The organism is Pseudomonas sp. SWRI18, from assembly GCF_014268345.1.
Taxonomy (GTDB): Bacteria; Pseudomonadota; Gammaproteobacteria; order Pseudomonadales; family Pseudomonadaceae; genus Aquipseudomonas; species Aquipseudomonas cedrina.
Window position 1 is genome coordinate 111,818 of sequence record NZ_JACCQQ010000005.1, and the last position, 23,235, is coordinate 135,052.

The following is a 23,235-nucleotide window of genomic DNA, read 5'->3' on the forward strand; positions in this document are numbered from 1 at the left end:
GGTCAGGGACTGTCTTGCGCGCGTGCACGCTGGGAAATTTGTTTGACGTAGGCCTTGGGCGACTGGCCGGTGTGCTGGCGGAACGCGCTGTAGAACGCCGACAGCGAGTTGAAACCGGCCGCGAACGCCAGGTCGTCGATCTTTATCGGCGGCACGGCCTTGTCCAGCGCGGCCAGCAAATGCTGTAGCCTGGCCTGGTTGACGTAGCGATAGAAACTTTGCCCCAGTACCTGGTTGAGGAGGTAGGAAATCTGATTGCGGCTGTAGCCGCACTCCCTGGAAACCCGCTGCAGGTCCAGCTGGGGGTCCAGGTAGGGTTGTTTGCCTTCGAAATACTGCTGCAGGTCGTTAGCCATGTGCCCCAATTGCTGGGGCGACAGGCCCAGGCGGCTGAACGAAGGCCGCGCGGCCTCGGCCGGCCGCTCATGTACCAGGGACGCGTACTCGTTGACCCGCCAGATCAACCCGTCGCGCACGGTGATGGCTTCGCTGGTGCGAAACGACACCAGGCCTCGGCCGCCCCGCAAGGTAATGCGGTACTGGATAAACGCAGTGTTGCCATCGGCACGGATGCGGTCAGTGTGTTCAATCGCCTCGTCCGCCTCTCGTGGCATGCTGGCCTGCAGGTATTGGCGCAACTCAGCGAAACCGACGACACGGTTCTGGAAGAAATCGTGGTACTGGATGTCCGGGTGGTAGTAGGACATCACGCCCTCAAGGTCCCGATGGCGCCAGCACAGGTGGTGGCGTAGCACCAGCTCGCGTGTGGCTTGGGATTGCTGGGCATCATCGTCTGCAGCGATGTCTGGCATGGCAAGCTCTGTGGCGAAACAAACGGTGGAGATTGCCGAATTTTGCCAGCGCGTACAATCGCCGAATGGCGGTGCTGACTAATGGCCTTTCGCCTTGTTACGGGCGAGACATGATCCATGTCAAGACAACTGCCGAACGGGGCCAAAAAAGTCACCTGCCAATTGCGAACGAATGCTATTTTTTAAGCTCTACGACGCCACGACCATTGACGGTCCTGGCCCCCCTTCCGCGAGCTAAAGGAAGCGCTCAATGAACAAGGTGGGCAACATGAACAAAGTGACGTTCCCCAACGCATGCCAGCTGATGCGCTGGCACTTTCATCCGATAGGCTTCGAAGGCAGCATGGACGCGCCGGGCAGCATGATCGTGCGCCTGTTCGACCGCGCCAGCGGCGAGACCCTGATCGCCATTGCCGGTATTCCCTGTGCCACGGTGATGAATGCGGCCGATGTGGAGCGCATTATCGAGGCGGTGGAGGATGAGCTGGCGTCGTTTGTACCGCCGCAGTCCTTGCGGGCCTGAGCAACCCTCTACCGAACACTCGAAATCCAATGTGGGAGCGGGCTTGCTCGCGAATACGGTCTTTCAGCTAAAGATGTGCTGATTGAACTACCGTATTCGCGAGCAAGCCGCTCCCACATTTGAATTGTGTTCGTCCGTTAACTGCGTTGATCATTGAAAAATGCCTTTTTACCGTCCACTCGCTCCGACGCCCTGGGCACATTCACTGCCTGGCCTTCAGGCTTTTCCACATACCAGTAGCAATGGCTCACCGCCCGGGTAATGCCCACATACGCCAGGCGCAACACCTCATCCTTCTGCGCGTTGTCATAGGGCTCGCTGTCGCCGTCCTTGCCCAGGCCCGCCATGCGGTACACCTGGTTTTTATAGGGTGAGCTGGTGACATGCTGGCAATCCCCAAGCAGGAATACCGCGTCGGCTTGCAGCCCCTTGGCACTGTGGTAAGTCAATTGCTTGAGCCTGCGCGCCTCGCGCGGCAAGCTAGAATCTGCATTAACTACAGACTGAATATATTCTTGAATCAACAGCTTATCGTTGCTTTTTCGATAAAGCATCAAGACTGAATCACCCTTTTGATAGTGCTCCAGCAATCGCTGGCCCATTGCCGCGTCGGCCCTTTCCAGCACCTTGACCGGCACCAACGCCTTGGGCGCCCCGCTGGCCTTGGCCTTCTTACCAGGGATCGTCGGCGCGGCGCGCACAATGTGCTCGGCCGCGTCGATGATGTGCTGATGGCTGCGGTAGTTCTCACCCAGCATCACGCGGGTGGTGGCCGGAGACGGAAACTCCTGGTTGAACGCCATGAAGTATTTGGGCGAGCTGCCACGCCAGCCGTAAATCGACTGCCAGTCATCCCCCACGCACAGCAGCGATGACTGCTGTGCGCCACGCCCAACGTGCATGGCCGGGCCACGGCTGCGGATCTCCCGCAGGCTGGCGCGAATCCACGAGACGATTTGCGGCGAAACGTCCTGGAATTCGTCGATCATCAGGTGCGACAACGGCCGCAACAGCGGGTCATTGAGCAGCTTGAGGTTTTCCGGGGAATTTTCGCCGAACAGCGAAAACATGCGGTTATACGTCATGATCGGTGGCGACTGGTCGAGCAGATGATCTTCCAGGGCCTTCCAGAAGATACTCAGGGCTTCAAAGAAGAAACGGTCCGGATCATCCTTGGCGAAGCTCATCTGCCCCACGGCGTTCGGCACGTCGAGCCCAAGGTTCTCGATAAACCCGGCTGCCATCACGAAACAGTCCAGCAACGGCGCCGAGGACAACTCGCCCTTGACCCTGTAATCAAAGCCCGGCCCGGCGCTGGCGTCACCGGCCAAGCTGCTTAATAAGCGTTTTGACGACTCATAACTATCCAGCCATATCAGTGGCTTACGGCAGAAAGCTTGAAACAGGGTGCGTTTTACGGCCCACTCCGCACGCACCGACAGCTTCGAGTTCGGCCGACTGATGCCGGCGTTTTCCCGCGAATCGAAGCCCAGTACCACCCAGGCGTCCAGCTCGGGAATATAGCCATGGCAATGAAACTGCGCGCCGTTGATCTCGACGGTCTGGCGATTGGGCTCAATGCCCTTGATCGGCCAGGCGCCCGCGCGGAACCACAGGTCCTCGATCACGTCGCAGAGTTCTTCATCACGCTTGGCGGCCAGTTCGGTCACGGCCACGCGTTTTTGTACGTCGGGATGATCCCGTTCCAGCGCCTTGAGCTGCAGCCCGTGGCGCGCCAGCGGCGCGATCAGCTCCCGGAACCGCGCATGTTGCCCGTAAAGCCGGTGGTAACAGGTATTCATCTGTTGGCGCTGGGCTTCGTTGATGCGCAGGTCAAAGGGGTTGCTGTCGGCGTCTTCAAAGCCCGAGCTGAGGTTTTCGAACGCTTGCAGGCGCTCAAAACCCGGCAGGCTGCGTACCATCGGCAGGATGCGCGAGTGGAAGGTGCGCACCACGGCCTGGGCTTCTTTCAACCCGAGGGGTTGGCCCCAAAGGCCAAGAATCTCCATGAGTTTGTTGATGAAGTCTTTACGGGATTCGCGGGTAAAGGTCACCACCGTCATGGAGCTGAGCTCGAAGCCCAGGTAATGGGTGAGCAGCAAAATCCGCAGCACCAGCGAAGTGGATTTGCCCGCCCCCGCACCGGCGATGACCGAGGTCGACGGCGTGTCGCTGAAAATCATCTTCCATTGCGCCGTGCTCGGCTGAGCGTGGGCGGGCAGCAAGCGCGCGACATCCGCCTTGATACGCTTCTTCAACTCGGCGGTAAGCGGCAGGCGCCAATCATCGAACAAATTGTCGTCGATACCCGGCGCACGGTGCTCATCCGGGCGCAAATCGCGGATCAGCAGAACCTGCCGGCCTTCCTCGATGCCCTCGGCCTTGCCCTCGCGATAGCCGTACTCGACGCCCGCTTCATGCCCGCTGCGAAAGCCATCGGCTTGCCCATGCAGCCAGGAAAACCGGTGCTGGGCGCGCAAACGCGTGAGGCCATGGCCAAACAGGCGTGCGGCCAGGCGTTTGAGCCAAGGCATTTCAGCCAGCGGGCGCAGCTCAACGGGAAGATCAGTGGGCAAATCAGGCGGTTGTAGCGACACGCGGACTCCTGCGGTGAGTGTGATGCTGACACAGGCGCCATGGTCGCCGGAATCGACGCTCAATTCCAGCCAATTGCTTTGCGTTCATGCAGTTAGGCGATGAACTGAAAGTCAAAACGCCAGCAACCAATCTAATAGACTGATAGGAATCAGGCAGTTTTTACGCTTTTTATCGATCATCAGCTGCAGGATCATAACTGCCATCCACAGGAGACGATCATGCTTGAACTTCGACCTTTCAATTCCCTGGGCGGCGCCCATCATGGCTGGCTTGACGCCCATCACCACTTCTCGTTTGCCGAGTACCACGACCCCAAGCGCATGCACTGGGGCAACCTGCGGGTCTGGAACGACGACATCATCGCGCCAGGCACCGGCTTCCCGCAGCACTCGCATCGCGACATGGAGATCATTACCTATGTGCGTGAAGGTGCGATCAGCCATGCCGACAACCTCGGTAACAAGGGCCGCACCGAGGCAGGCGATGTACAGGTGATGAGCGCGGGCACCGGGATCGCCCACAGCGAGTACAACCTGGAAGACACGCCGACGAAGATTTTCCAGATCTGGATTATTCCCAACGAAGCCGGTCTGCCGCCGTCGTGGGGCGCCAAGCCGTTTCCCAAAGGCGGTCTGGAAGGCTTTGTGACACTCGCCAGTGGCAAGGCGGGAGACAGCGAGAGCCTGCGCATCCGTGCTGATGCACGCTTGGTGGCGGCGAACCTGAAGGCTGGGGAAAGTGCCGAATATCGACTTGAGAGTGGGCGTCGCGCCTACCTTGTACCTGCGACGGGAGTGATTGAAGTCAACGGCTTACGTGCACAAGCTCGAGACGGTGTCGCGGTTGAAGATGAGCAGGTGTTGCAGGTGACCGCGCTTGAAGACAGCGAGATCGTGCTGGTGGATCTGGCCTGAAACTGTAGTGGGCGGGCTCGCCCCGCGCTGGGGGGCGAAGCCGCCCTAAAACCAGGCACCGCGTTCTGTCTGACAGAACGCGGTACTTTATTGGGGCGGCTTCGCCCCCCCAGCGCGGGGCGAGCCCGCTCACTACACCTTGTATTTCAGCGTTATTGGGTGATGGCGCCGTCCACCAGCACCTGCGCCTCTTCCACCAACTGCTTGAGGTGATCTTCACCGATAAAGCTCTCGGCGTAGATCTTGTAGATGTCCTCGGTACCCGATGGCCGCGCGGCGAACCAGCCGTTTTCGGTCATCACCTTCAGCCCGCCGATCGCCTGGTTGTTGCCCGGTGCGTGGCTGAGAATCTGCTGGATGCTTTCGCCGGCCAACTCGGTGGAGGTCACCTGGTCGGGCGACAACTTGCCCAGCAAGGCTTTCTGCGCCGGAGTGGCCTTGGCATCCACGCGAATCGCGAACGGCTCGCCCAGGGCGTCGGTCAGGCCGCGGTAGATCTGGCTGGGGTCCTGGCCTTTGCGCGAGGTCATCTCCGCCGCCAGCAGCGCGGGGATCAAACCGTCCTTATCCGTGCTCCAGACCGTACCGTCCTTGCGCAGGAACGACGCGCCGGCGCTTTCTTCGCCGCCGAACCCCAAGGAACCTTCGAACAAGCCGTCGGCGAACCATTTGAAGCCCACCGGTACTTCGTACAGGCGACGGCCGATACGCGCGGCCACGCGGTCGATCAGGCCGCTGCTGACCACGGTCTTGCCCACGGCCGCGTCGGCGCGCCACTCGGGACGGTTCTGGAACAGGTAGTCGATGGACACCGCCAGGTAATTGTTGGGTGCCAACAGGCCACCGGACGGGGTGACGATGCCGTGGCGGTCGTGGTCCGGGTCGCAGGCGAAGGCCACGTCAAAGCCTTCCTTGAGGCCGATAAGGCCTTGCATGGCGTAGCTGGAGGACGGGTCCATGCGGATCTGGCCGTCCCAATCGACGCTCATGAAGCGGAACGTGGCGTCGACTTCAGTGTTCACCACCTCCAGATTCAACCGGTAGTGCTCGGCAATCGCCGACCAGTAGCGCACGCCGGCGCCACCCAACGGGTCCACGCCCAGGCGCAGGTCTGCGCTGCGGATGGCGTCCATATCGATCACATTGACCAGGTCAGCCACGTAGCTGTTGAGGTAATCATGGCGATGGGTGGTATCGGCCTTGAGTGCCTGGGCATGGGGCATGCGCTTGACCCCGGCCAGTTGATTGGCCAGCAGTTCATTGGCCTTGGCTTCGATCCACTTGGTCACGTGGGTATCGGCCGGGCCGCCGTTGGGCGGGTTGTATTTGTAGCCGCCACTCTGCGGTGGGTTGTGCGACGGCGTGATCACGATGCCGTCGGCCAAGCCGCTGGTACGGCCACGGTTGTAGCAAATGATTGCGTGGGAAATGGCCGGGGTCGGCGTGTATTCATCGCCTTCGGCCAGCATCACGTGCACACCGTTGGCGGCGAGCACTTCCAGGGCGCTGGCACCGGCAGGCGTGGACAGCGCGTGGGTGTCCAGGCCAACAAACAGAGGGCCGTTGATGCCCTGGGCTTCGCGGTACAGGCAGATTGCCTGGCTGATGGCCAGTACATGCCACTCGTTGAAGCTCAAATCGAACGAGCTGCCACGGTGCCCCGAGGTACCGAAAGCGACCCGTTGGGTTGAGATTGCTGCATCAGGCCGGCCGGTGTAATAGGCCGTGACCAGTCGCGGGAGATCCACCAGCAACTGGGCTGGTGCCGGCTTGCCCGCAAAAGGACTGATTGTCATGCATGGACCTCGCAAAGAAGAATTCGGAAATGAAGGCAGTTTACTGAGAGTTCGACTGCTGCGCGACGTTATCGATCCTACAAAATTAAGAGAAACTTCGCGCAATCATTCCGTCTGTGCCTGACGCAGCGCTTGGCTTATCGCCGCAAGGGCAATATCCAGGTTGGGCTGCCCGTGGAAGGTGTGGCTCAGGCGCAAATGCTGTTGATGCAGGCCGCTGACGCTGAACAGCTCGCCCGGTGCGATCACCACCTGCTGGGCGAGTAGACGCTGGAACACCTGGCGCATATCCACTGGCCTTGTGGAGCCCAACCAGAACGTCGCCCCGGCAGCCGGCGCGCGGTAGGCCACCTGGTCGCCCAGGTGCTGATCGAGGCGTTGCTGCATCTCCTGCGCCTGCTGGCATAGCTGCAGGCGCAGCGCGCGCAGGTGCTGGTCGATGCGCCCGCTTTGATACAGGCGGGCAATCGCGCGCTGGCGGATCGACGACAGACGGAAGGAGCGCAGCAAAAACTGGCGCTGCAACTCGCTGCTCATGCGCCGAGACAGCAGATAACCATAAGGCGCTTCCGACCCCAGCACTTTCTCGAACGAAGAAAACACCATCAATCGCTCAGGGTTCACCAGCTCATGCAGCGCCGCCTGCGGTTCCTTGAAGCCCAATTCGCCAAAGGTGTCGTTTTCCAGCAGCCAGCAACCGTACTGATCGAGCATCTGCGCGACGGCAAGGCGGTCCTGGGTCGGCATGGCTGCCCCTGCCGGCAGGCTGACTTTGGAGGACAGCAACACCAGATGCACCGATTCATCGCACAGCAATTGATCCAGCATCACCAGGTCCAAGCGGCCCTGGGGCGTCCAGGGCAGCTCGATAATACGCACCCCGGCATCCTGGAGCAGGCGCAACACCAGCCAGTCGCACGGTGATTCGACAATCACCGTGGTGCCCTTCAGGCTCAGGACTTCGATGAGGATGTCCAGCACGCCCCGCAAGTCGGCACCGATGTAGACGTCATCGGCATGCCAGCAGCGCGTGGGCGACGAGGTATAACGCGCCGCCAGCGCCGCGCGCAGCTCCCACACACCGCAAGGCTGGGCCCAGGGTTGCAGTCGCTGCGGGTATTGGCGCACCAGCTCGCGTTCCAGGCGCAGCAAGTTGCTGTCCAGCGATGCCAGCAGCGAAGGGTCGTCGCCACTGAGCACCACCATGCCAGGGCGCCGCGCCGCTGCGTAGAGCCGGTCAAGCAGATCCCCCCCTGCCCCCGCCAGCGGGTTTGCCGACAGAGGCCAGGCGTAATAACCCGACTTGGCCACTGAATAGACCCTGCCTTCCTTCTCAAGCAACGAGTAGGCGTACTGGACCGTCGAGATCGATACGTTCAGGCGCCCCGCCAACTGCCGAAGGGATGGCAGCTTTACCCGCGCATCGGTACTGACGTCATTGATCAGGTTGATCATGTAGCGGTAAACCGCCTGATACGCAAAATCCACCCGCCGTTCGCCGCGCAGCGTCATCGCCCGGACAATTGACAGGCCTGCCCGCTGCCAGGGGCAGTGACGCCGGCACTGCGCAATTTGCCGCCCGCATTGGCCAGCGGCCGCTTGCGATACAGGTGCTGCAACAAGGGCAACGGCAAGCCGCTGGTGTCAGTGGCCCATTGTTGCAGCATGTCGGCGGATAGCTGGCCCTGCAGGACCTTGTGCAGCTCAGGCAAAGCAACCAGCATGCCCGGATGACATTGGCGCAAATAACCTTCCAGTCGTTCACCGTGGTGGATAAACGGCGAAAACAGCAGGCAGATCAATTGAGTCTCGTCCAAGCCAAAAAACTGCTGGGCATAGGCGCTGGATTCGACCCGCCCTTCACGGGTTCCTGCCTGCGCGAGAAACGCCTGCGGCAAATGCCTGGCCGACTGCTGGATAAAACCCTGCACCCCTTCTTCGTAGGTCAGGTCTCGCAGGCACTCGGCCTGGAGCCCGCGAAGATGAGCCATCAGCCGCGGGCTGGAATAGCCTGGATGGCTGAAGTGAAACCCCATCGGGTCAGGGGCAAAGGCCATGAACTCGGTGAGCATGGTCGAGGTTCGCAGGTCTACGTCGTCCAGCAAGTCGGCGACGCTGATATAGGCCAGGTGGCGATGGCTGGTTTTGCTGGGCCGTTCACTCTCGACATAATGTTCGCCGTATACATCGCGGTAATAACCTGTACTCCATTCGTCCATGCGGGCAAACAGCCCAGTGAGCGAAGACGGCCACGCATCAGGCATGGCCACACCCGCACCGCTTGCCATGTTCTTGAGCCAGGCAAGAAAATGACTTTGCTTGCGCGGTGAGTCACCACTGACCAATGCATGCACCCCGCCATGCCAGCAGGTGACACGCTGGTAAAAGTCCCCCAGCGCCAGGTAGGTGTCGCTGCACAATGTGGCGCGGCAGTCGCCGGAACTCAGGTGCCCCATCATCAGCATGTTGCGCTGGCTGATTTCCCGGCCGATGGTTGAAGCGGGCCGCAAATGGTTGAAGGGCAATACTTCCTGGTTTTCCACCATCAGCAACTCAACCCTTGGATCGTCGTGCAGAAACAGGCGGCCATAGCCCTGATTGAGGCCGTCGAGGGTGCTCTCGGTCATTCCCGCATGCCTCAATGTCGCGACCCGCAAGTGGAAGGTGCGCGGGGCTCGGCCAGCGATGCTCAACTGCGCGGCACGCAACAGCGCCAATGTGTAGTTGCTCACTTCGCCGCCGCCGTGGGCCACCAGCACTTTGTACCCGCCTACTTGCTCCATGCCTCCGGCCGCGACAATGATTCGCTGGACCAACAACTGCAGGGCCGTTCGCTCTTCGCGAGTAAAATGCCCGATCAGACGTTGCAGAACTTGCTGATAAACATAAGTCATTGCCTGCTCGTGAATAGTGCTCATCATTCGATTACCTGAGTTCAAATATCAATTCCAAGCAACTGCTGACAGTATTTGCTCGACCTGTTACGCGTGTAAGAAATGTGCACGCAGCCTTGTGCGCCGATGACTAGACACTAGCACCCCACAACACACCGGCATGGATGCCTTGCGTGCAGAGCCGCCCCCGCAAAAATGCCGCTATGCGCCGTTTTTACTGGGCTTGAATGAGCCCGCATCTAGTCCTAGGATCTTTCCGACCCACTCTTACACACCGTTAACCAACTATTAAAAGAAGCGTCTTACAAGTAACCACGACAAACTTTCCCACTTATTGTATTGACGCCGTTCACGAGCTCGCCTATTTCCCAGGCGCCCAGTAACATCGCAACATTAATTTCATACGCTCGTGACGCAAGTGTCAGACAGTCGATCATTGCTCAGTCCTTGAGATGAAAGTGAAGGCGCAATTATCGGTGCTGGAATAATGATTAATAGATACAGAACCCTGCCGAAAACCCATGCAGATGAATAACGTCCGCTCGGTAAATCACGCGCACACAAAGACGCCGCGCTGGAATTCAGGGCGGCGTCAGTGAAAAACTCAGGATTCAGGGGTTAAAGTGCCAGCTTGGCACCTGATGGGCACTCTAAGTTAAGCCCTGTCATATGGCGCATTTGCCCCCTGTGCCAGCGACGAGGAATGCTCATTTGAGAACATTCCTACGCCCTAAACAGCTTCAACCTGCAAGGCAACACGCTCGCGACACGGGCATTCGTCCATATAGCGGTGCGCTTCGACGAACTGATTGAAGGGGAACACGGTGGTTTTCAGCGGCACCAGCACGCGGTCGGCTGTCAGTTGGTTGATATCCTGCAGGGCCCGCTGCAAGGCCACTTGGTCCTGAACGATGCCGAGCTCCGGTTTGCCGGTGAAATTACCGATGCAGTGCACGAAGAACTGAATATTCTTCTGAAACGCCGCACAGGCGGGGAATGGCGTGTGGTTGCCGCCTTGCAAGCCATACAGCACCAGGCTGCCGCGCGGCGCCAGTACATCGCCGAGTAACGACATCTGTGGGCCACCCAAGCCATCGAACACCACATCGACACCGCGGTTGTCGGTGAACTTGTTGATTTGCATCAGCAGGTCCTGCTCTTCGGTGACGATGACTTTTTCGGCACCCAGCGACAGCAGGTAATCGCGCTCGGCGCTGTCCTTGGTGGCGGCAATCACCCGCGCCCCCAAGGCCTTGCCCAATTGCACAAAGGACGGACCGGCGCAGTGGCTGGCGTCAGTTACCAAGGCAAATTGCCCGGGCTTGACCCGTGCCAGGTCCATGTACGCGAAGTAGGCAATCAGCAGCGGCGTGTAATGCACGCTCGCCTCGATGGGGCTCAAGACATCCGGGTAACGGGTCAAGGCCGAACGGGGCAGAACGATCTGCTCGCCATACACCGGATAATCATTGGGGCTTTCGGCCGGAAAACTGGCCACTTTATCGCCCACGGCCAGGTCATCCACACCGTCGCCGACAGCGACTACGACCCCGGCCATCTCATGGCCAAGGCCGGACGGCAAGCGAGCATGGGACGACGCCAGGTTCTGGCGCCACAAAATGTCATACCAACTGATGCCTATCGCCTCGACACGCACCTGCACTTCGCCCGGTGCGGGCTGCGCGGCTGCATGCTCTTCGCATTTGAGCACCTCGGCCGGACCAAACTTGTGAAAACGAATCGTGCGGGACATCGCAAACCTCGTCAAAGTAACTTCTAATGCCATGAACTCTATCTGGGCTTTGCGGGTAAGACCACCGGTCGCCGTTAATAGTCAACATGTCCATCATTGATTCCGCCTCTGCGGAATAGCCTTCATGTATCGTAGGAAAACTCAATTTTCCGGTGCAGAGTAACAGCCTTTCCCCGTAAGATTCATGCCGGTCATGCTTCCAGATGGAATCTCCGGGGTTCTTATATGATCGCTTTCGTCAAGTCAGCTGACTCCTCCAGGACACAAGATGAACCGTAACGACCTGCGTCGTGTCGACCTAAACCTGTTGATCGTATTCGAAACCTTGATGCATGAGCGCAGCGTGACCCGCGCCGCCGAGAAACTGTTCCTCGGCCAGCCGGCCATCAGCGCGGCGTTATCACGCCTGCGCGGGCTGTTTGATGACCCGCTGTTCGTGCGCACCGGCCGCAGCATGGAACCGTCGGCCCGGGCGGTGGAAATCTTCGCCCTGCTCTCCCCGGCCCTGGACTCGATTTCCACCGCCGTCAGCCGCGCCGCCGAATTCGACCCTGCCACCAGCACGGCCGTGTTCCGCATCGGCCTGTCCGATGACGTCGAATTCGCCCTGCTGCCCCCGCTGCTCAAACGCCTGCGCGCCGAATCCCCCGGCATCGTGCTGGTGGTGCGCCGCGTCAACTACATCCTGATGCCCGGCCTGCTCGCCTCCGGCGAAATCTCCATCGGCGTGAGCTACACCGCCGACCTCCCGGCCAACGCCAAGCGCAAAGTGCTGCGCCGCAGCCTGCCCAAACTGCTGCGCGCCGACAGCGTGCCGGGCTCCCTGAGCCTGGACGACTTCTGCGCCCGCCCCCACGCGCTGGTTTCGTTTGCCGGTGACCTGAGCGGGTTCATCGATGAGGAACTGGAAAAGCTCGGCCGCAAACGCCACGTGGTATTGGCCGTGCCGCAGTTCAACGGCCTGGGTACGTTGCTGGCGGGCACCGATATCCTGGCGACCGTGCCGGATTACGCGGCGCAGGCATTGACCTCGGCCGGTGGCCTGCGAGCGGAAGACCCGCCGTTGCCGGTGCGCAGTTTCGAACTGCACATGGCGTGGCGTGGGTCGCAGGATAATGATCCGGGCGAGCGGTGGTTGCGGTCGCGGATTCAGATGTTTTTTGGGGACCCCGAGAGCTTATGATCCGAACGTCGAGACCATAAATGTTATGTATTTAAATCAGTCGCTCTCGACAATCAAAACTGAATGATGAATGTCGTCCCCCTTTGGCGGCAGATCTTCGAAGAGCTATTTACTGGCTGCTGCTAGCTTTGGGTCTTTCAAAGTTTCTTCGCCCAACGCCATCATCACGCTAAGTAAAGTGAGACTGAAAACCATGACAAGCGTACGAATTACATTCTCAGCGCTCAACGAGTCCGGTTCGACCCAGTGCCAAACCGTCAAAAATCCCAGTATCGCTCCTAGACCCGTTCTGCCTGCGGTCAAAAAACTTCCACCAATGTCACCTAAAAAAAGATGCACAGCGTCGAGCCAACGCTGATACCGAGCGGACATGAACCTCCACTTGTATTTAACAATTGCAGCCACCGCGAATGCTAAACACAGCCATGCGTAGTAGCCCATCAAAAAAGGTGCCGCGAGTAAAAGGTCCAGCATTGCCTTGAACTGTGCTGACGACTCTGAATTTAACAGAACTGGCACTCCTCCCAACGCGAAGGCGAGTGCCAGCTCCCGGGATGCCCTCACAACAACGTGCAACTTTGGACGTGTTTTTTTAACCTTGAACATATAAACCCTCATCGTGCGTAGTCGTTGGATCTGCGCTGGCTTTGCTCGGAGCGGCAACGATTAATGAAGACAACGAAAGCAGGCAACGGAGCTTACCGGGTTCATAACTGATATGTTCTGCCGAAATAGCCAAGCCGGCAGCCGTAAGCAACTGATCTATCGATCTCTCCCCTTCTCAAAAGCCCACCTCCAGCCAGGACATAGCTCTTGCCAAGCAGACGAACGACATGGTTTTTAGATTCGCAGAGCGGTGGGTCATCCGCGGTTAGGCTCCACGTAAGATCCGCTCAAGCAAGCGCAAGTCCAAAGACGTGGTCGCCCACCCTTTCCGCAGGCCGTGCACGAACACGCTTGCGAAGGTCTTGCTGTTGGCGCTGGCGTCGAATTGACCCATTGGCCAATGCCATGATGTTCCAACAGCAATCCGCAAAAAACCAGCATTGGTAACGGTTCATAAGGTAGAAGCTTGGATCAGTAAGAAGCCTTTAAAACCCGCCGTTTGGCGGGTTTTTTCGTTTGTGGCCTTATCTTCCTTCTGGTGCAGCCCAACGCTCGCCCAGTACTCAGGAGGCGTCGATCCAGATGGTTTTCAGCTCGGTGTACTGGTCGTGTGCCCAGATGGACTTGTCCCGGCCGCCGAAACCCGACTCTTTGTAGCCGCCGAAAGGCGTGGATGCGTCACCCTCGCCAAAGCAGTTCACCGTCACGATGCCGGCACGGATGCCGCGCGACAGCTTCAGTGCGTTGCGCAGGTTGCCGGTATAGGCCGATGCCGCCAGGCCGTAGGCGGTATCGTTGGCCAACTCGATGGCTTCGTCGATCGAGCTGAACGTGGTGACGCTGAGGACCGGGCCGAAAATTTCCTCCTGGAACAAACGACTGTCACGCCCTACTCCATCCAGGATGGTCGGTTCGACGAAAATATCGTCGATGGTATTGCCGCCCGCCAGCACAGCCAGATTTTCATCCTTCGCATGCTCGATATACGAGCGGACCTTCTCAAAATGCGCCTTGCTGATCATCGAGCCCAGGCGATTGTCCGGGTCGAGGGGGTCACCCATTTTCCAGTCCTTCAGATGCACCTGGATACGCTCGAGCAACGCTTCCTTGATGTCGGCATGGACGATCAGCCGCGAGGACGCCGAGCAGTTTTCGCCCATGTTCCAGAAGGCACCGTTCACGACGTGCTGCGCAACCTGGTCAATGTCTTCGGCATCGTTCATCACCACTGCCGGGTTTTTACCACCGCACTCCAGCACGATGCGCTTGAGGTTTGATTCGCTGGAATACTTGAGGAAGAGCCGCCCGGTGTCGGTCGAACCGGTAAAGCTGACCATCGCAACATCACCATGCCGGCCCAATGGCTCGCCAGCCTCCTTGCCACCACCCGGCACCACGTTGAACACGCCGGCGGGAATACCGGCCTGATACGCCAGCTCGGCGACACGCAGCGCGCTCAGGGTCGTTTCCTTCGCTGGCTTGACCACGATTGAGCAACCCGCGGCCAACGATGGGCCGATTTTCCAGGCGAGCATCAACAGCGGGAAATTCCACGGCAGCACCAGGCCGACCACACCGATAGGCTCACGCACGACCATTGTCACTGCACCCGAACCGACCGGCGCGGTGGCGTCGTAGATCTTGTCGATCAGCTCGGCGTGCCAACGCAATGTGTTGATCGTTTCCGGCACATCAACGGTCTGGCACTCGCGGATAGGCTTGCCGCTATCCAGGCTTTCGAGCACGGCCAGTTCATGCGCGTTGTCTTCCAGTAGCTCGGTAAAACGCAGCAGGATACTTTTACGTGCGGCCGGTGAAAGGCCTTGCCAGCGTGCATCTTCAAACGCGGCCTTGGCCGCAGCCACAGCCTCGTCTACATCCTGGGCGTCACACGCGGCAATCTCAGCCAGCACGTCGCCAGTGGCCGGGTTGGTCGTGGTGAATGTGCGACCGGATCTGGCGGCCCGAAACTCGCCGTTGATAAATGCCTGGGTGCGAAATTCAAGCGTGCGAGCCAATACACGGTAGGCTTCTTTACTCAGCAAGTCGGCCATTTCATGCTCCTCCAACGATGTGCGCAACGTTTTGCTTGAGCGTCTGGATCACCGCCTTGAGCTCATGCTTTTCAGATTCTTCCAACGCCTGCAAGGGCGCACGTACGCCACCGCTGCGCAAGCCGCTCAGCTCACTGCCATGCTTGATCGATTGCACAAACTTGCCGCCTTCGAGGAAGTCCATCAGCGGCAGCAGGGCCGCCATGATGCGGCGTCCTTTGTCGAAGTCTTTTTCAATCACGCAGGCTTCATACAGCGCGACGTGCTCGCGGGGAATGAAGTTGGAACCGGCACACACCCAGCTGCGCGCGCCCCAGGCGAAGAACTCCAGGGCCTGGTCATCCCAGCCGCACGAAATCTGGATCGAAGGATGCGCGCTGGCCAGGCGATGCAGGCGATTCATTTGCCCCGAGCTTTCCTTGATCGCTTCGATATTCTTGCATTGCGAAATCGCTTCGAAGAACTCATCGCCCATGGCAACGCCCATACGCGCCGGGTAGTTGTAGAGCATGATCGGCAGGCCCGCAGCCTTATCCACGGCCAGCACATGCGCGGCGATTTCTTTCTGGGTCGGCAACGCGTAAGGCGGCGAACCTACCAGGATCGCGTCCGCTTTGATGGCCTTGGCATGCTCGGCGAAATAGACCGAATCCTCAGTCCTGATACCGCCCGTGCCGACTACCAGTGGCAGACGATTGTGCAGGACGCTCTTTGCACGCTCCGCCACGGCCAAGCGCTCTGCAGGCGTATGGGCGTAATACTCGCCCGTGGAGCCGCCAATAATGACGCCATGCACCTTGGACTCGACCAGGTACTCAAGCACTTCATCAAAGGCCGAATAATCTATTTGGCCATCCAAAGAAAGCGGAGTAATTGCGGGGGTAAAGATGCCGTCAAAGTTCATGGTTCGTTCTCCAGTGGTTCCAATGTTAGTGCTAGTGCCTGTTAAACAACGCACTCAATCGCGGTTAATGACACGCCTGTCTGATTGAAGTCAGCTCTCTCGCCCAGCACGAAACTGCCCCCATTTGAGGTTCGCATTGACACCCAAAGAGAGAAACGGCTCAGGCGGATTGCTGTTAGGTCCGGGGGCGTTCAATAGAAAGTCAATAGATTCCCGGCGTTGACCTGCGAGCCAATCGGCAATTAATTGCCCGGTGACTGTGCCGCGGGTCACACCCAGCCCATTGCAACCCAGGGCGCCATAAACGTTAGGCGCCAATTCGCCAAAGAAGCCGTTGTGGTTGCGGGTCATGGCCAGTGCGCCGCCCCATGTATATTCGAACTTCACATGGGGCAGCATAGGGAAGCGTTTATCAAACGACGCTCTATGACGTCGTTCGAAGCGGTCGTTATAGCGGCAGTCACTGCGTCCGTCCGGATTGAAACTGAAGCTGTTTCTAATGAGTATGCGGTTATCTGGAGTACGCCTTACGGTGGTACCAAACGGGTCCGCCGGGATGGCGCCCCAAAAAGGTTTACCGCCCAGTTGTGCCTGCTCTTCTTGCGTCAGTTGTCGGGTGATACTGCCGTAGGTATAGATGGGGAGCATACGGCCCTGAAGAAAACCAAAACGCATGCCGAAGGAGTTGTTGGCCAGGATCAGCTTGTCGGCGGTAATACTTCCGTTGGCATGTTTCAATACGGTTTTTGCGCCGTATTCCACCTCCAGAATCGGCGTGCGCTCATACAAGGTCACATTCGCCGGCAAATGGTCGGCGAGCCCCTTTACCAGCGCCGAGGGCTGAAGCAAAACGGCGCCCGGCGTGAATAAGGCCTTGCGGTAAAAGTGCGTACCTAAATGACTGGGCAGTTCATCCTGCTCAATCATCTGATAGGGCTGATCCAACTTATCCAACCCACGCCGATAGGCGTCAAGCACCGCGATACCCCGGTCTTCCACCGCTGCCTGGTACTTGCCGCAGGCTTTCATCTGGCAATCGATGCCGTGTTGATCGACCAGTTCGCGCAGGATGGATTGCCCTGCCAGATTCAGTTTCAGGCTGGTTTTGGCGAGGCTGATATCACCGATGTAGTCCTCAGCGCCGATATCATGGGGAAGGTCAATGGCAAAGCCGGCGTTTCTGCCGGATGGCCCCAGCCCTACTTCCTGCGCCTCAACCAGTACGACCTCGTCATGCGGAAAATTCAACGCAAGTTGCCGCGCAGCAGCCAGCCCGGTAAATCCCGCGCCTATAACTACCCAACGGGCGGTACGGTGGCCCTGGTGGGCAGGTCTGGGTTCACGAGGCCGGCTTAAATGAAACCAGCCACAGCTATTATCGTCGGCAGGTAACGAGGTAACTTTCATAATAGTATGACCGTAAAGTTAAACATCCAAGCGAACCCAATACACACCTGGCACAGGCGTGTTATTAACTCGAAAACTAACAAAGCGAAACGGTGGGCGCGGTGCGATAGCAATCCTGTCTAACTCAAGTTTTTAAACCCGGCTCAAAAACCTGCTGCAATGGCATAGCGTTCCGAACCGCCGAAATCGCTGGAGTAATAGTTATCCCTGAATGCCATTGGCGGTAGGCCAAACAAATCCTTGAAGCGCTTATAAAAATGCGGGTAGCTGACAAAACCCGTGGCCAATGCCACGTCTGTCAACGATCGATTACTTTGAATAATCAATTGCCTGGCGCGGGTAAGGCGAAGTTCCAAGTAATAACGGTTGGGTGCCGCATTCAAGTAGCGCGCAAAACGTCTTTCCAGTTGTCGACGCGAAACCCCTACATGGCTGGCGATCTCGTCGATTTCCAAGGGTTCCTCGATGTGATTTTCCATCAGCGAAACCGCTAGGTTGAGCGGACGAGGAATCGGCCTGGGCAGGATCGTCGGCCCAGGCGGCACATCATTGACCTGCAGACTCTTGGGTTGATGTACCCGTCTGATTTCATCGACCAAGTCAGCATCGCGCCGGGTACTCAGGTTTTGCATGATCGCCAGCACCATGTCCAACGCAGAAGAAGCCCCAGCGCACGTTGCGCGGCGATGGGCGAAGGTGTGCTCAGCCTCCACCGTTTTAACCTGGGGGAAGTATTCGTTCATCAACGCACAACTGTCGGTATGGCAGGCGCAGTCCTGGTCGTCGAGCAAGCCCGCATCCGCCAGATAAAACGCCGCATTCCACACGCCAGCGACGATGCCTTTGCCACCTGCCGTTTTCTTTAACGCGCGTCGAACGGTCGGGTGGCTGGACAGCCTTACGCGTTGGCCACCGACCACCACCACGGCATCGTGATTGATGGTCTCAACGTTCAAACGCTGCGATGACAGCGGTATGCCAATATCACTTTCAACCAGGCCGCCCAACAGCGAATACGTTGATACTTTGTAGACGGTATTACTGTTGATCAGGTTGCCGGTGGCCAGCGCGTCCATCGCTGTTGACAGTGCAGTCAAGGAAAAGTGATCAAGCAAAATGAACGCGACGCGCACTATTTTTTCATTACCGGTCGAGTCGGTAGTTTGCCGAAATCCGATGTTCTGGAACTTCAATGCGCTTTGGAAGGTATCCATCATCTTCGCCACCTGATCACGCTATTACATAAAACACATGCAGCCGGCCCCGTGTACGGCCAACTTCAATCGAAGCTGACCGTACGTTTGCTCATTACTTATTGCTTGGCGGCGGCGCGGGCATCGCTCAACCAGCCATCGTATTGCGCCTGGTGAGCCTTGATCCATTCGGCCGCATGACGCTTGATGTCAGCCAGTGATTTTTCACCCTTTTGCATGCGCAGGTTCTGTGCACTTTCGTCATCGGTGGTGATACTGACTTCTGACAGGAACTTGCGAGCCACCGGGTTTTCCTCGGCGAACTCTTTATTCATCACAGCGTTGACGGTGTCCACTGGGAAGCCCAGGTTTTTGCCTTGATAAAAAGTGTCTTTACTGTCCTTGCCATCGGGCAACGAGGTGAACGGGACTGGCAGCCAAACCACATCGCGCCCTTCCACCAGCACGCTGGAAATCCATTGCGGTACCCAAGTGAAATACAGCACAGGTTTACCTTGCTGGAACCTGGCGATGGTATCGGCCATCAACGCAAAGTAGGAGCCTCGGTTATCCACCACGGTCGGGCCCAAGCCGTACGCCTTCATGTGGTGCTCAACCATCACTTCACACCCCCAGCCCGGGTTACAGCCGGTCATGTCCGCCTTGCCATCGCCATTGGCATCGAACAGCTTGGCGATCTCCGGTTTCTTCAAGTCCGAGAGATCCTTGATGTTGTAGGCCTCGGCTGTCTTCTTGTCGATCATGTAGCCTTGCAGCACACCCTTCATGACCGGCCCGACTTTCACCATCGTGTCGTCGCCACCGGCTTTCTGGTAGAACGCAGCGTGCAGGTTTTCCCATTCGTGCACGGTGAAATCCGCGTCGCCGTAGGAGAGCGCCAGGAACATTGCCGGGTAATCCACTTCCTTGGGCGCCTTTACGTCGTAGCCAAGGTCCTTCAACCCTGCAATCGCCACCTCGCCTCGAAAACGCTCTTCGGCAATGGTCGGAAAAATAGGCGTGATGGAAACACCGTCACCCGGCTTGTTTGCATCAGCGGCATACGCTGCCGAACACGCAGTCGCGCCCAACAAAGACGCGATCAAAGTTGCAACTACGGTGTGCTTAAGGTTTGCAAGTTTCATATTTCACCACGCTTGATTTTATAGTAGGTGAGCAGACGTGCTTAATGAGTCACTGGGTGTACTACGTTCTTGTTCTTTTTGAGTTTCAACACCAGCCCAACGGGCCCGGTTTCGTACCAGCGCTGGCCTGTCGCCAGATCACTGCTGCGTTCACCCATCGCTTGCGTCAAGCGATCAAGGAAGACCGCCAGGAGTACCAGGCCCGCGCCGCCGACGCTGGCCAGGCCCATGTCCAACCGGCCGATGCCGCTCAACACCATCAAGCCAAGCCCGCCGACAGAGATCATCGACGCGACGACCACCATTGAAAGGGACAGCATCAGCGTCTGGTTCAAGCCGGCCATCATGGTCGGCGCGGCCAGGGGCAACTGGACCTTTAAAAGCATCTGGGTAGCCGTGCAGCCAAACGCGCGCGCGGCCTCGACTTTATCTGCCGGTACTTGGCGGATGCCCAAGTTGGTCAGGCGCACCAATGGCGCCACCGAGAAAATAATCGTCACAATGACGCCGGGGACGTTACCGATGCCAAACAACATCACCACCGGCACTAAATAGACAAAGGCCGGCAGTGTTTGCATTGCATCCAGCACCGGGCGAACGATCACTTCCATCCGGTCGCTTCGGGCACAAAGGATGCCCAAGGGAATACCGATGACGGCACAAAACAGCAGCGATGTGAGCACCAGGGCCAGGGTGACCATGGCATCGGCCCACACGCCGATCAGGCCTAAACCGGTCAGCGTAGCGAGGCTGAAGATTGCAATGCGTTTACCGCCTATCTGCCAACTGATCAATCCGGCAATAATAATGAACACTGTCGGGGGCACGGAAAGCAGGCCCCACTGAATACCATCCAGTACTTGGTCAACTGGCCACCGAATCGAACGAAAGACTTCCCGAAAGTTATGCACCAAGTAAGTAAGCGCGCCTTCGACCCAAGCACCCAATGGAACAGTGAAACTCTGGAACGGGTCCAGATAATTAAAGTCCGACATGATGTTTCCTCACCCTCAGAACTTGAGACTGCTCTGATTATTAAAATTAACTATTATTCAGGCAGCTCAGAAGATGGCCTTGGGAAATCGAGCCTTTGTACAGGCCAACCTCATCCACCACCGGCATAGGCGTCACCGACGCGGCAACGATATGAAGAATTTCCCTGAGCGAAGCTTCTGCTTTTAGAGGGGTGTGACGACCTGGCTCATAAACGATGCTGGCGTCTTGTTGAGCAATATCGCCGGCCTTGAGGATTCGACTGGTATCAAAGCCGTTGAAGAAGTCGCGGACGTAGTTATTGATGGGGTTACACAACAACTCACGGGGCGTGCCAATCTGCACCACCCGTCCGCCTTCCATGATGGCAATGCGATGCCCGATCCGGACAGCTTCTTCAATATCGTGGGAAATAAAGATGATGGTGCGGTTTTGCTCGGCTTGCAGCTTGATCAACTCGCCCTGCATCTCGCTGCGAATCATCGGGTCAAGTGCGGAAAACGCCTCGTCCATCAGCAGGATCGCGGGATCATTGGCCAGGGCTCTGGCCAGCCCGACACGTTGTTGCATACCGCCGGACAGTTGATGGGGAAAGCTGAACTCCTGGCCTGCAAGCCCAACCTGCGCCAATGCGCCCATGGCGCGGCAGTAACGCTCTTTTTCGGCGACGCCGCTGATTTCCAGGCCAAAGCTGACGTTGTCGATGACGCTCATGTGCGGCATCAGGGCAAAAGATTGAAAGACCATACCCATGTCTTTCCTGCGCACTTGCAGGAGGTCTTTGTCCGCCAACCCGGTAATTTCCTTGCCATTGAGGAAGATCGAGCCGCTGGTGGGCTCGATCAGGCGATTGAACAAACGCACCATGGTGGATTTACCGGATCCCGACAGGCCCATGATCACAAAGATCTCGCCACAGCGGACCGAGAAGTTCGCATCAAAGACGCCAATGGCTTGCCCGGTCTTTTTAAATACTTCCTCTTTAGAGGCGCCCTCACCCAGCATCTTCATCGCAAGATCCGGCTGAGTACCGAATAGCTTATAGACATTCTTGACGGAAATGATTTCGTCGAAATTAGTCATACCTTGCCCCTTCGTGTTCAGCACGATTCGCATTAAGCGATGCGCAAACGATCGAAATTAGTTTTAAACGGCAGTGGTTATGAATAGAGAGTTTCACGACGGGTTTCCTTTTATTATTTTTGGCCCCTAGGAAAGAGGGACGTTTCAAATTTATTAGTAAGCCCCTGTCAAAGCCAACTACATTTACAGGGCGCATTGGATAACGTCGGGTTATGGATTGCGTAAAAATGCCCGCATTTGTCCCCGCGTCAACCAGGTGCGACCCGTTATGTCTCAAAAACGACCCCGGCAGCGCTGTTACCGCTTGGCTTCAGGTACCCTCGCGTCGCTTCGCCGGGCAGCGGCTGCATTAGGAGAAGGTAAGGATGTCAAAGCACGTCGACCCTGACAGCATTCTGCTGAAAATGCCGTCCTTGAGGGCTGTGAAGGCTTTCGTCGCGGCCGCCAAGTACGAAAGTTTCACCCTCGGCGCCGAGGCGCTGTGTGTGTCGCAGGCGGCTATCAGCCGGCAAATTCGCGAGCTGGAAGGCTATCTGGGCGCCCAACTGTTCACCCGTGCCGGGCGTACGGTCGAACTGACGCCCGCCGGCGCGGTGTTCTTTGATGCCGCACAACTGTCGTTCGTGAACATCGCACAGGCGGCCGAAAGAATCCGCAGCACCCAGTCGCCGAAAAAAATGCTGACCATCTGCTGCTCGCCTGCATTCTCCGCACTGTGGCTGTCGGCCCACTTGCCAGAGTTCATCCAACAATACCCCGGCATCGAGCTGAACCTGGTCACGACGCAGAACTTCCTGACCATGGAGCCTGGGGTTCAACCGGATATTTTCATTACCAAGATGGCCCGCATCCGGGACGATTATAAAAGTTACCCGCTGTGCCATGACGTTATTTACCCGGTTTGCAGCCCGCAGTTCCTGGAGCAACACCCCGAAATCTCGACCCTTGAAGGCCTCAGAAACTCGACCCTGCTTAACCTCAGCCCCTACGGCCGGTCGCAGGTGGCGGAGCATGTGGACTGGGGCGTCTGGTTTGCCTTCCAGTCGGTGGACATTGACGATCGCCCTAAAGACAGCCCGCAGATCTTCAATGCCAATGACTACAACTTGCTGATCAGCATGGTGCTGACCCACCAAGGCATCGCCCTGGGATGGAACCATCTGGTGGTGCGCCTGGTGGAGCGCGGGGTGCTGGTGCGGCCGATCCAACAGCAGGTACAGCTGCGCAATAGTTCGCACTACCTCAGTTGCCGGGAGAACGCCGAGAACGAACACGAGCTGCGCCAGTTTCGTGAGTGGCTCTTGTCCAAGTTCCCCCGCTGACACGGCCTGCCTCGGCAGCGCGATTGCTATTTTTGTTATCGATTGCCCTACGAAA

At 58.0% G+C, this 23,235-nt stretch carries 18 protein-coding genes; 4 read left to right on the forward strand and 14 right to left on the reverse strand.

Features of this window, described 5'->3' with window-relative positions:
- Positions 1 to 2 precede the first annotated feature (2 nt).
- Positions 3 to 812, reverse strand: a complete 810-nt coding sequence (locus H0Z09_RS08105) for a helix-turn-helix domain-containing protein (protein ID WP_186689457.1) — start codon at positions 810 to 812, stop codon at positions 3 to 5.
- 250 nt (positions 813 to 1,062) lie between these two features.
- Between H0Z09_RS08105 and H0Z09_RS08110 the strand changes: the two genes are divergently transcribed.
- A complete protein-coding gene (locus H0Z09_RS08110) occupies positions 1,063 to 1,335 on the forward strand; it encodes a DUF1652 domain-containing protein (protein WP_076954855.1) in 273 nt (90 codons plus the stop codon).
- A 137-nt stretch (positions 1,336 to 1,472) separates the two neighbouring features.
- Here H0Z09_RS08110 and H0Z09_RS08115 read toward each other — a convergent pair whose 3' ends face one another.
- On the reverse strand, positions 1,473 to 3,932 hold the full coding sequence (locus H0Z09_RS08115; protein ID WP_186689459.1) for a UvrD-helicase domain-containing protein: 2,460 nt from the start codon (positions 3,930 to 3,932) through the stop codon (positions 1,473 to 1,475).
- Positions 3,933 to 4,151: 219 nt separating this feature from the next.
- Here H0Z09_RS08115 and H0Z09_RS08120 point away from each other — a divergent pair, with 219 nt between their 5' ends.
- Positions 4,152 to 4,847: a pirin family protein gene (locus tag H0Z09_RS08120; protein WP_186689461.1), complete on the forward strand. Its 696-nt coding sequence runs from the start codon at positions 4,152 to 4,154 to the stop codon at positions 4,845 to 4,847.
- Positions 4,848 to 4,999: 152 nt separating this feature from the next.
- Here the strand turns inward: H0Z09_RS08120 and pgm are convergent, their stop codons facing one another.
- The 4 genes from pgm to H0Z09_RS08140 all read right to left on the reverse strand — a co-directional run bounded on the left by pgm (position 5,000) and on the right by H0Z09_RS08140 (position 11,290).
- Positions 5,000 to 6,643, reverse strand: a complete 1,644-nt coding sequence (pgm, locus tag H0Z09_RS08125) for a phosphoglucomutase (alpha-D-glucose-1,6-bisphosphate-dependent) (protein WP_186689468.1) — start codon at positions 6,641 to 6,643, stop codon at positions 5,000 to 5,002.
- 105 nt (positions 6,644 to 6,748) lie between these two features.
- Entirely contained in the window at positions 6,749 to 8,155 is a 1,407-nt protein-coding gene (locus H0Z09_RS08130) for a PLP-dependent aminotransferase family protein (RefSeq protein ID WP_186689470.1), read from the reverse strand.
- Positions 8,152 to 9,561 (reverse strand): hypothetical protein, encoded by a 1,410-nt coding sequence (locus H0Z09_RS08135; RefSeq protein ID WP_186689472.1) that lies wholly within the window; start codon positions 9,559 to 9,561, stop codon positions 8,152 to 8,154. Before H0Z09_RS08135 ends, H0Z09_RS08130 begins: the two co-directional genes overlap by 4 nt.
- Positions 9,562 to 10,267: 706 nt before the next feature.
- The gene (locus tag H0Z09_RS08140) at positions 10,268 to 11,290 is read right to left on the reverse strand and encodes a zinc-dependent alcohol dehydrogenase family protein (RefSeq protein ID WP_186689473.1); all 1,023 of its coding nucleotides are present in this window, start codon (positions 11,288 to 11,290) and stop codon (positions 10,268 to 10,270) included.
- 268 nt (positions 11,291 to 11,558) lie between these two features.
- Here H0Z09_RS08140 and H0Z09_RS08145 point away from each other — a divergent pair, with 268 nt between their 5' ends.
- Entirely contained in the window at positions 11,559 to 12,473 is a 915-nt protein-coding gene (locus H0Z09_RS08145; RefSeq protein ID WP_076954862.1) for a LysR family transcriptional regulator, read from the forward strand.
- A gap of 105 nt (positions 12,474 to 12,578) precedes the next feature.
- Here H0Z09_RS08145 and H0Z09_RS08150 read toward each other — a convergent pair whose 3' ends face one another.
- From H0Z09_RS08150 to H0Z09_RS08185, 8 genes are all read right to left on the reverse strand, one after another.
- Positions 12,579 to 13,079, reverse strand: coding sequence for a hypothetical protein (locus tag H0Z09_RS08150; RefSeq protein WP_186689475.1), 501 nt, complete (start codon positions 13,077 to 13,079; stop codon positions 12,579 to 12,581).
- Positions 13,080 to 13,642: 563 nt separating this feature from the next.
- Positions 13,643 to 15,133 (reverse strand): aldehyde dehydrogenase, encoded by a 1,491-nt coding sequence (locus H0Z09_RS08155; RefSeq protein WP_186689477.1) that lies wholly within the window; start codon positions 15,131 to 15,133, stop codon positions 13,643 to 13,645.
- A gap of 1 nt (position 15,134) precedes the next feature.
- Positions 15,135 to 16,037 (reverse strand): dihydrodipicolinate synthase family protein, encoded by a 903-nt coding sequence (locus H0Z09_RS08160; RefSeq protein ID WP_186689479.1) that lies wholly within the window; start codon positions 16,035 to 16,037, stop codon positions 15,135 to 15,137.
- Between the two features lie 90 nt (positions 16,038 to 16,127).
- The gene (locus H0Z09_RS08165; RefSeq protein ID WP_186689704.1) at positions 16,128 to 17,447 is read right to left on the reverse strand and encodes an FAD-dependent oxidoreductase; all 1,320 of its coding nucleotides are present in this window, start codon (positions 17,445 to 17,447) and stop codon (positions 16,128 to 16,130) included.
- 140 nt (positions 17,448 to 17,587) lie between these two features.
- Positions 17,588 to 18,661 carry a helix-turn-helix domain-containing protein gene (locus H0Z09_RS08170; RefSeq protein WP_238340207.1) on the reverse strand — a complete coding sequence of 358 codons (1,074 nt, stop codon included), beginning with the start codon at positions 18,659 to 18,661 and terminating at the stop codon, positions 17,588 to 17,590.
- Between the two features lie 95 nt (positions 18,662 to 18,756).
- Entirely contained in the window at positions 18,757 to 19,782 is a 1,026-nt protein-coding gene (proX, locus tag H0Z09_RS08175) for a glycine betaine/L-proline ABC transporter substrate-binding protein ProX (RefSeq protein ID WP_186689481.1), read from the reverse strand.
- Between the two features lie 41 nt (positions 19,783 to 19,823).
- Positions 19,824 to 20,777: a glycine betaine/L-proline ABC transporter permease ProW gene (gene proW / locus H0Z09_RS08180; RefSeq protein WP_186689483.1), complete on the reverse strand. Its 954-nt coding sequence runs from the start codon at positions 20,775 to 20,777 to the stop codon at positions 19,824 to 19,826.
- Between the two features lie 46 nt (positions 20,778 to 20,823).
- A complete protein-coding gene (locus H0Z09_RS08185; RefSeq protein ID WP_186689485.1) occupies positions 20,824 to 21,858 on the reverse strand; it encodes a glycine betaine/L-proline ABC transporter ATP-binding protein in 1,035 nt (344 codons plus the stop codon).
- A 365-nt stretch (positions 21,859 to 22,223) separates the two neighbouring features.
- On the opposite strand from H0Z09_RS08185, the gene H0Z09_RS08190 reads away from it, so the two are divergent.
- Entirely contained in the window at positions 22,224 to 23,180 is a 957-nt protein-coding gene (locus H0Z09_RS08190; RefSeq protein ID WP_186689487.1) for a LysR substrate-binding domain-containing protein, read from the forward strand.
- The last annotated feature ends 55 nt before the right edge of the window (positions 23,181 to 23,235 follow it).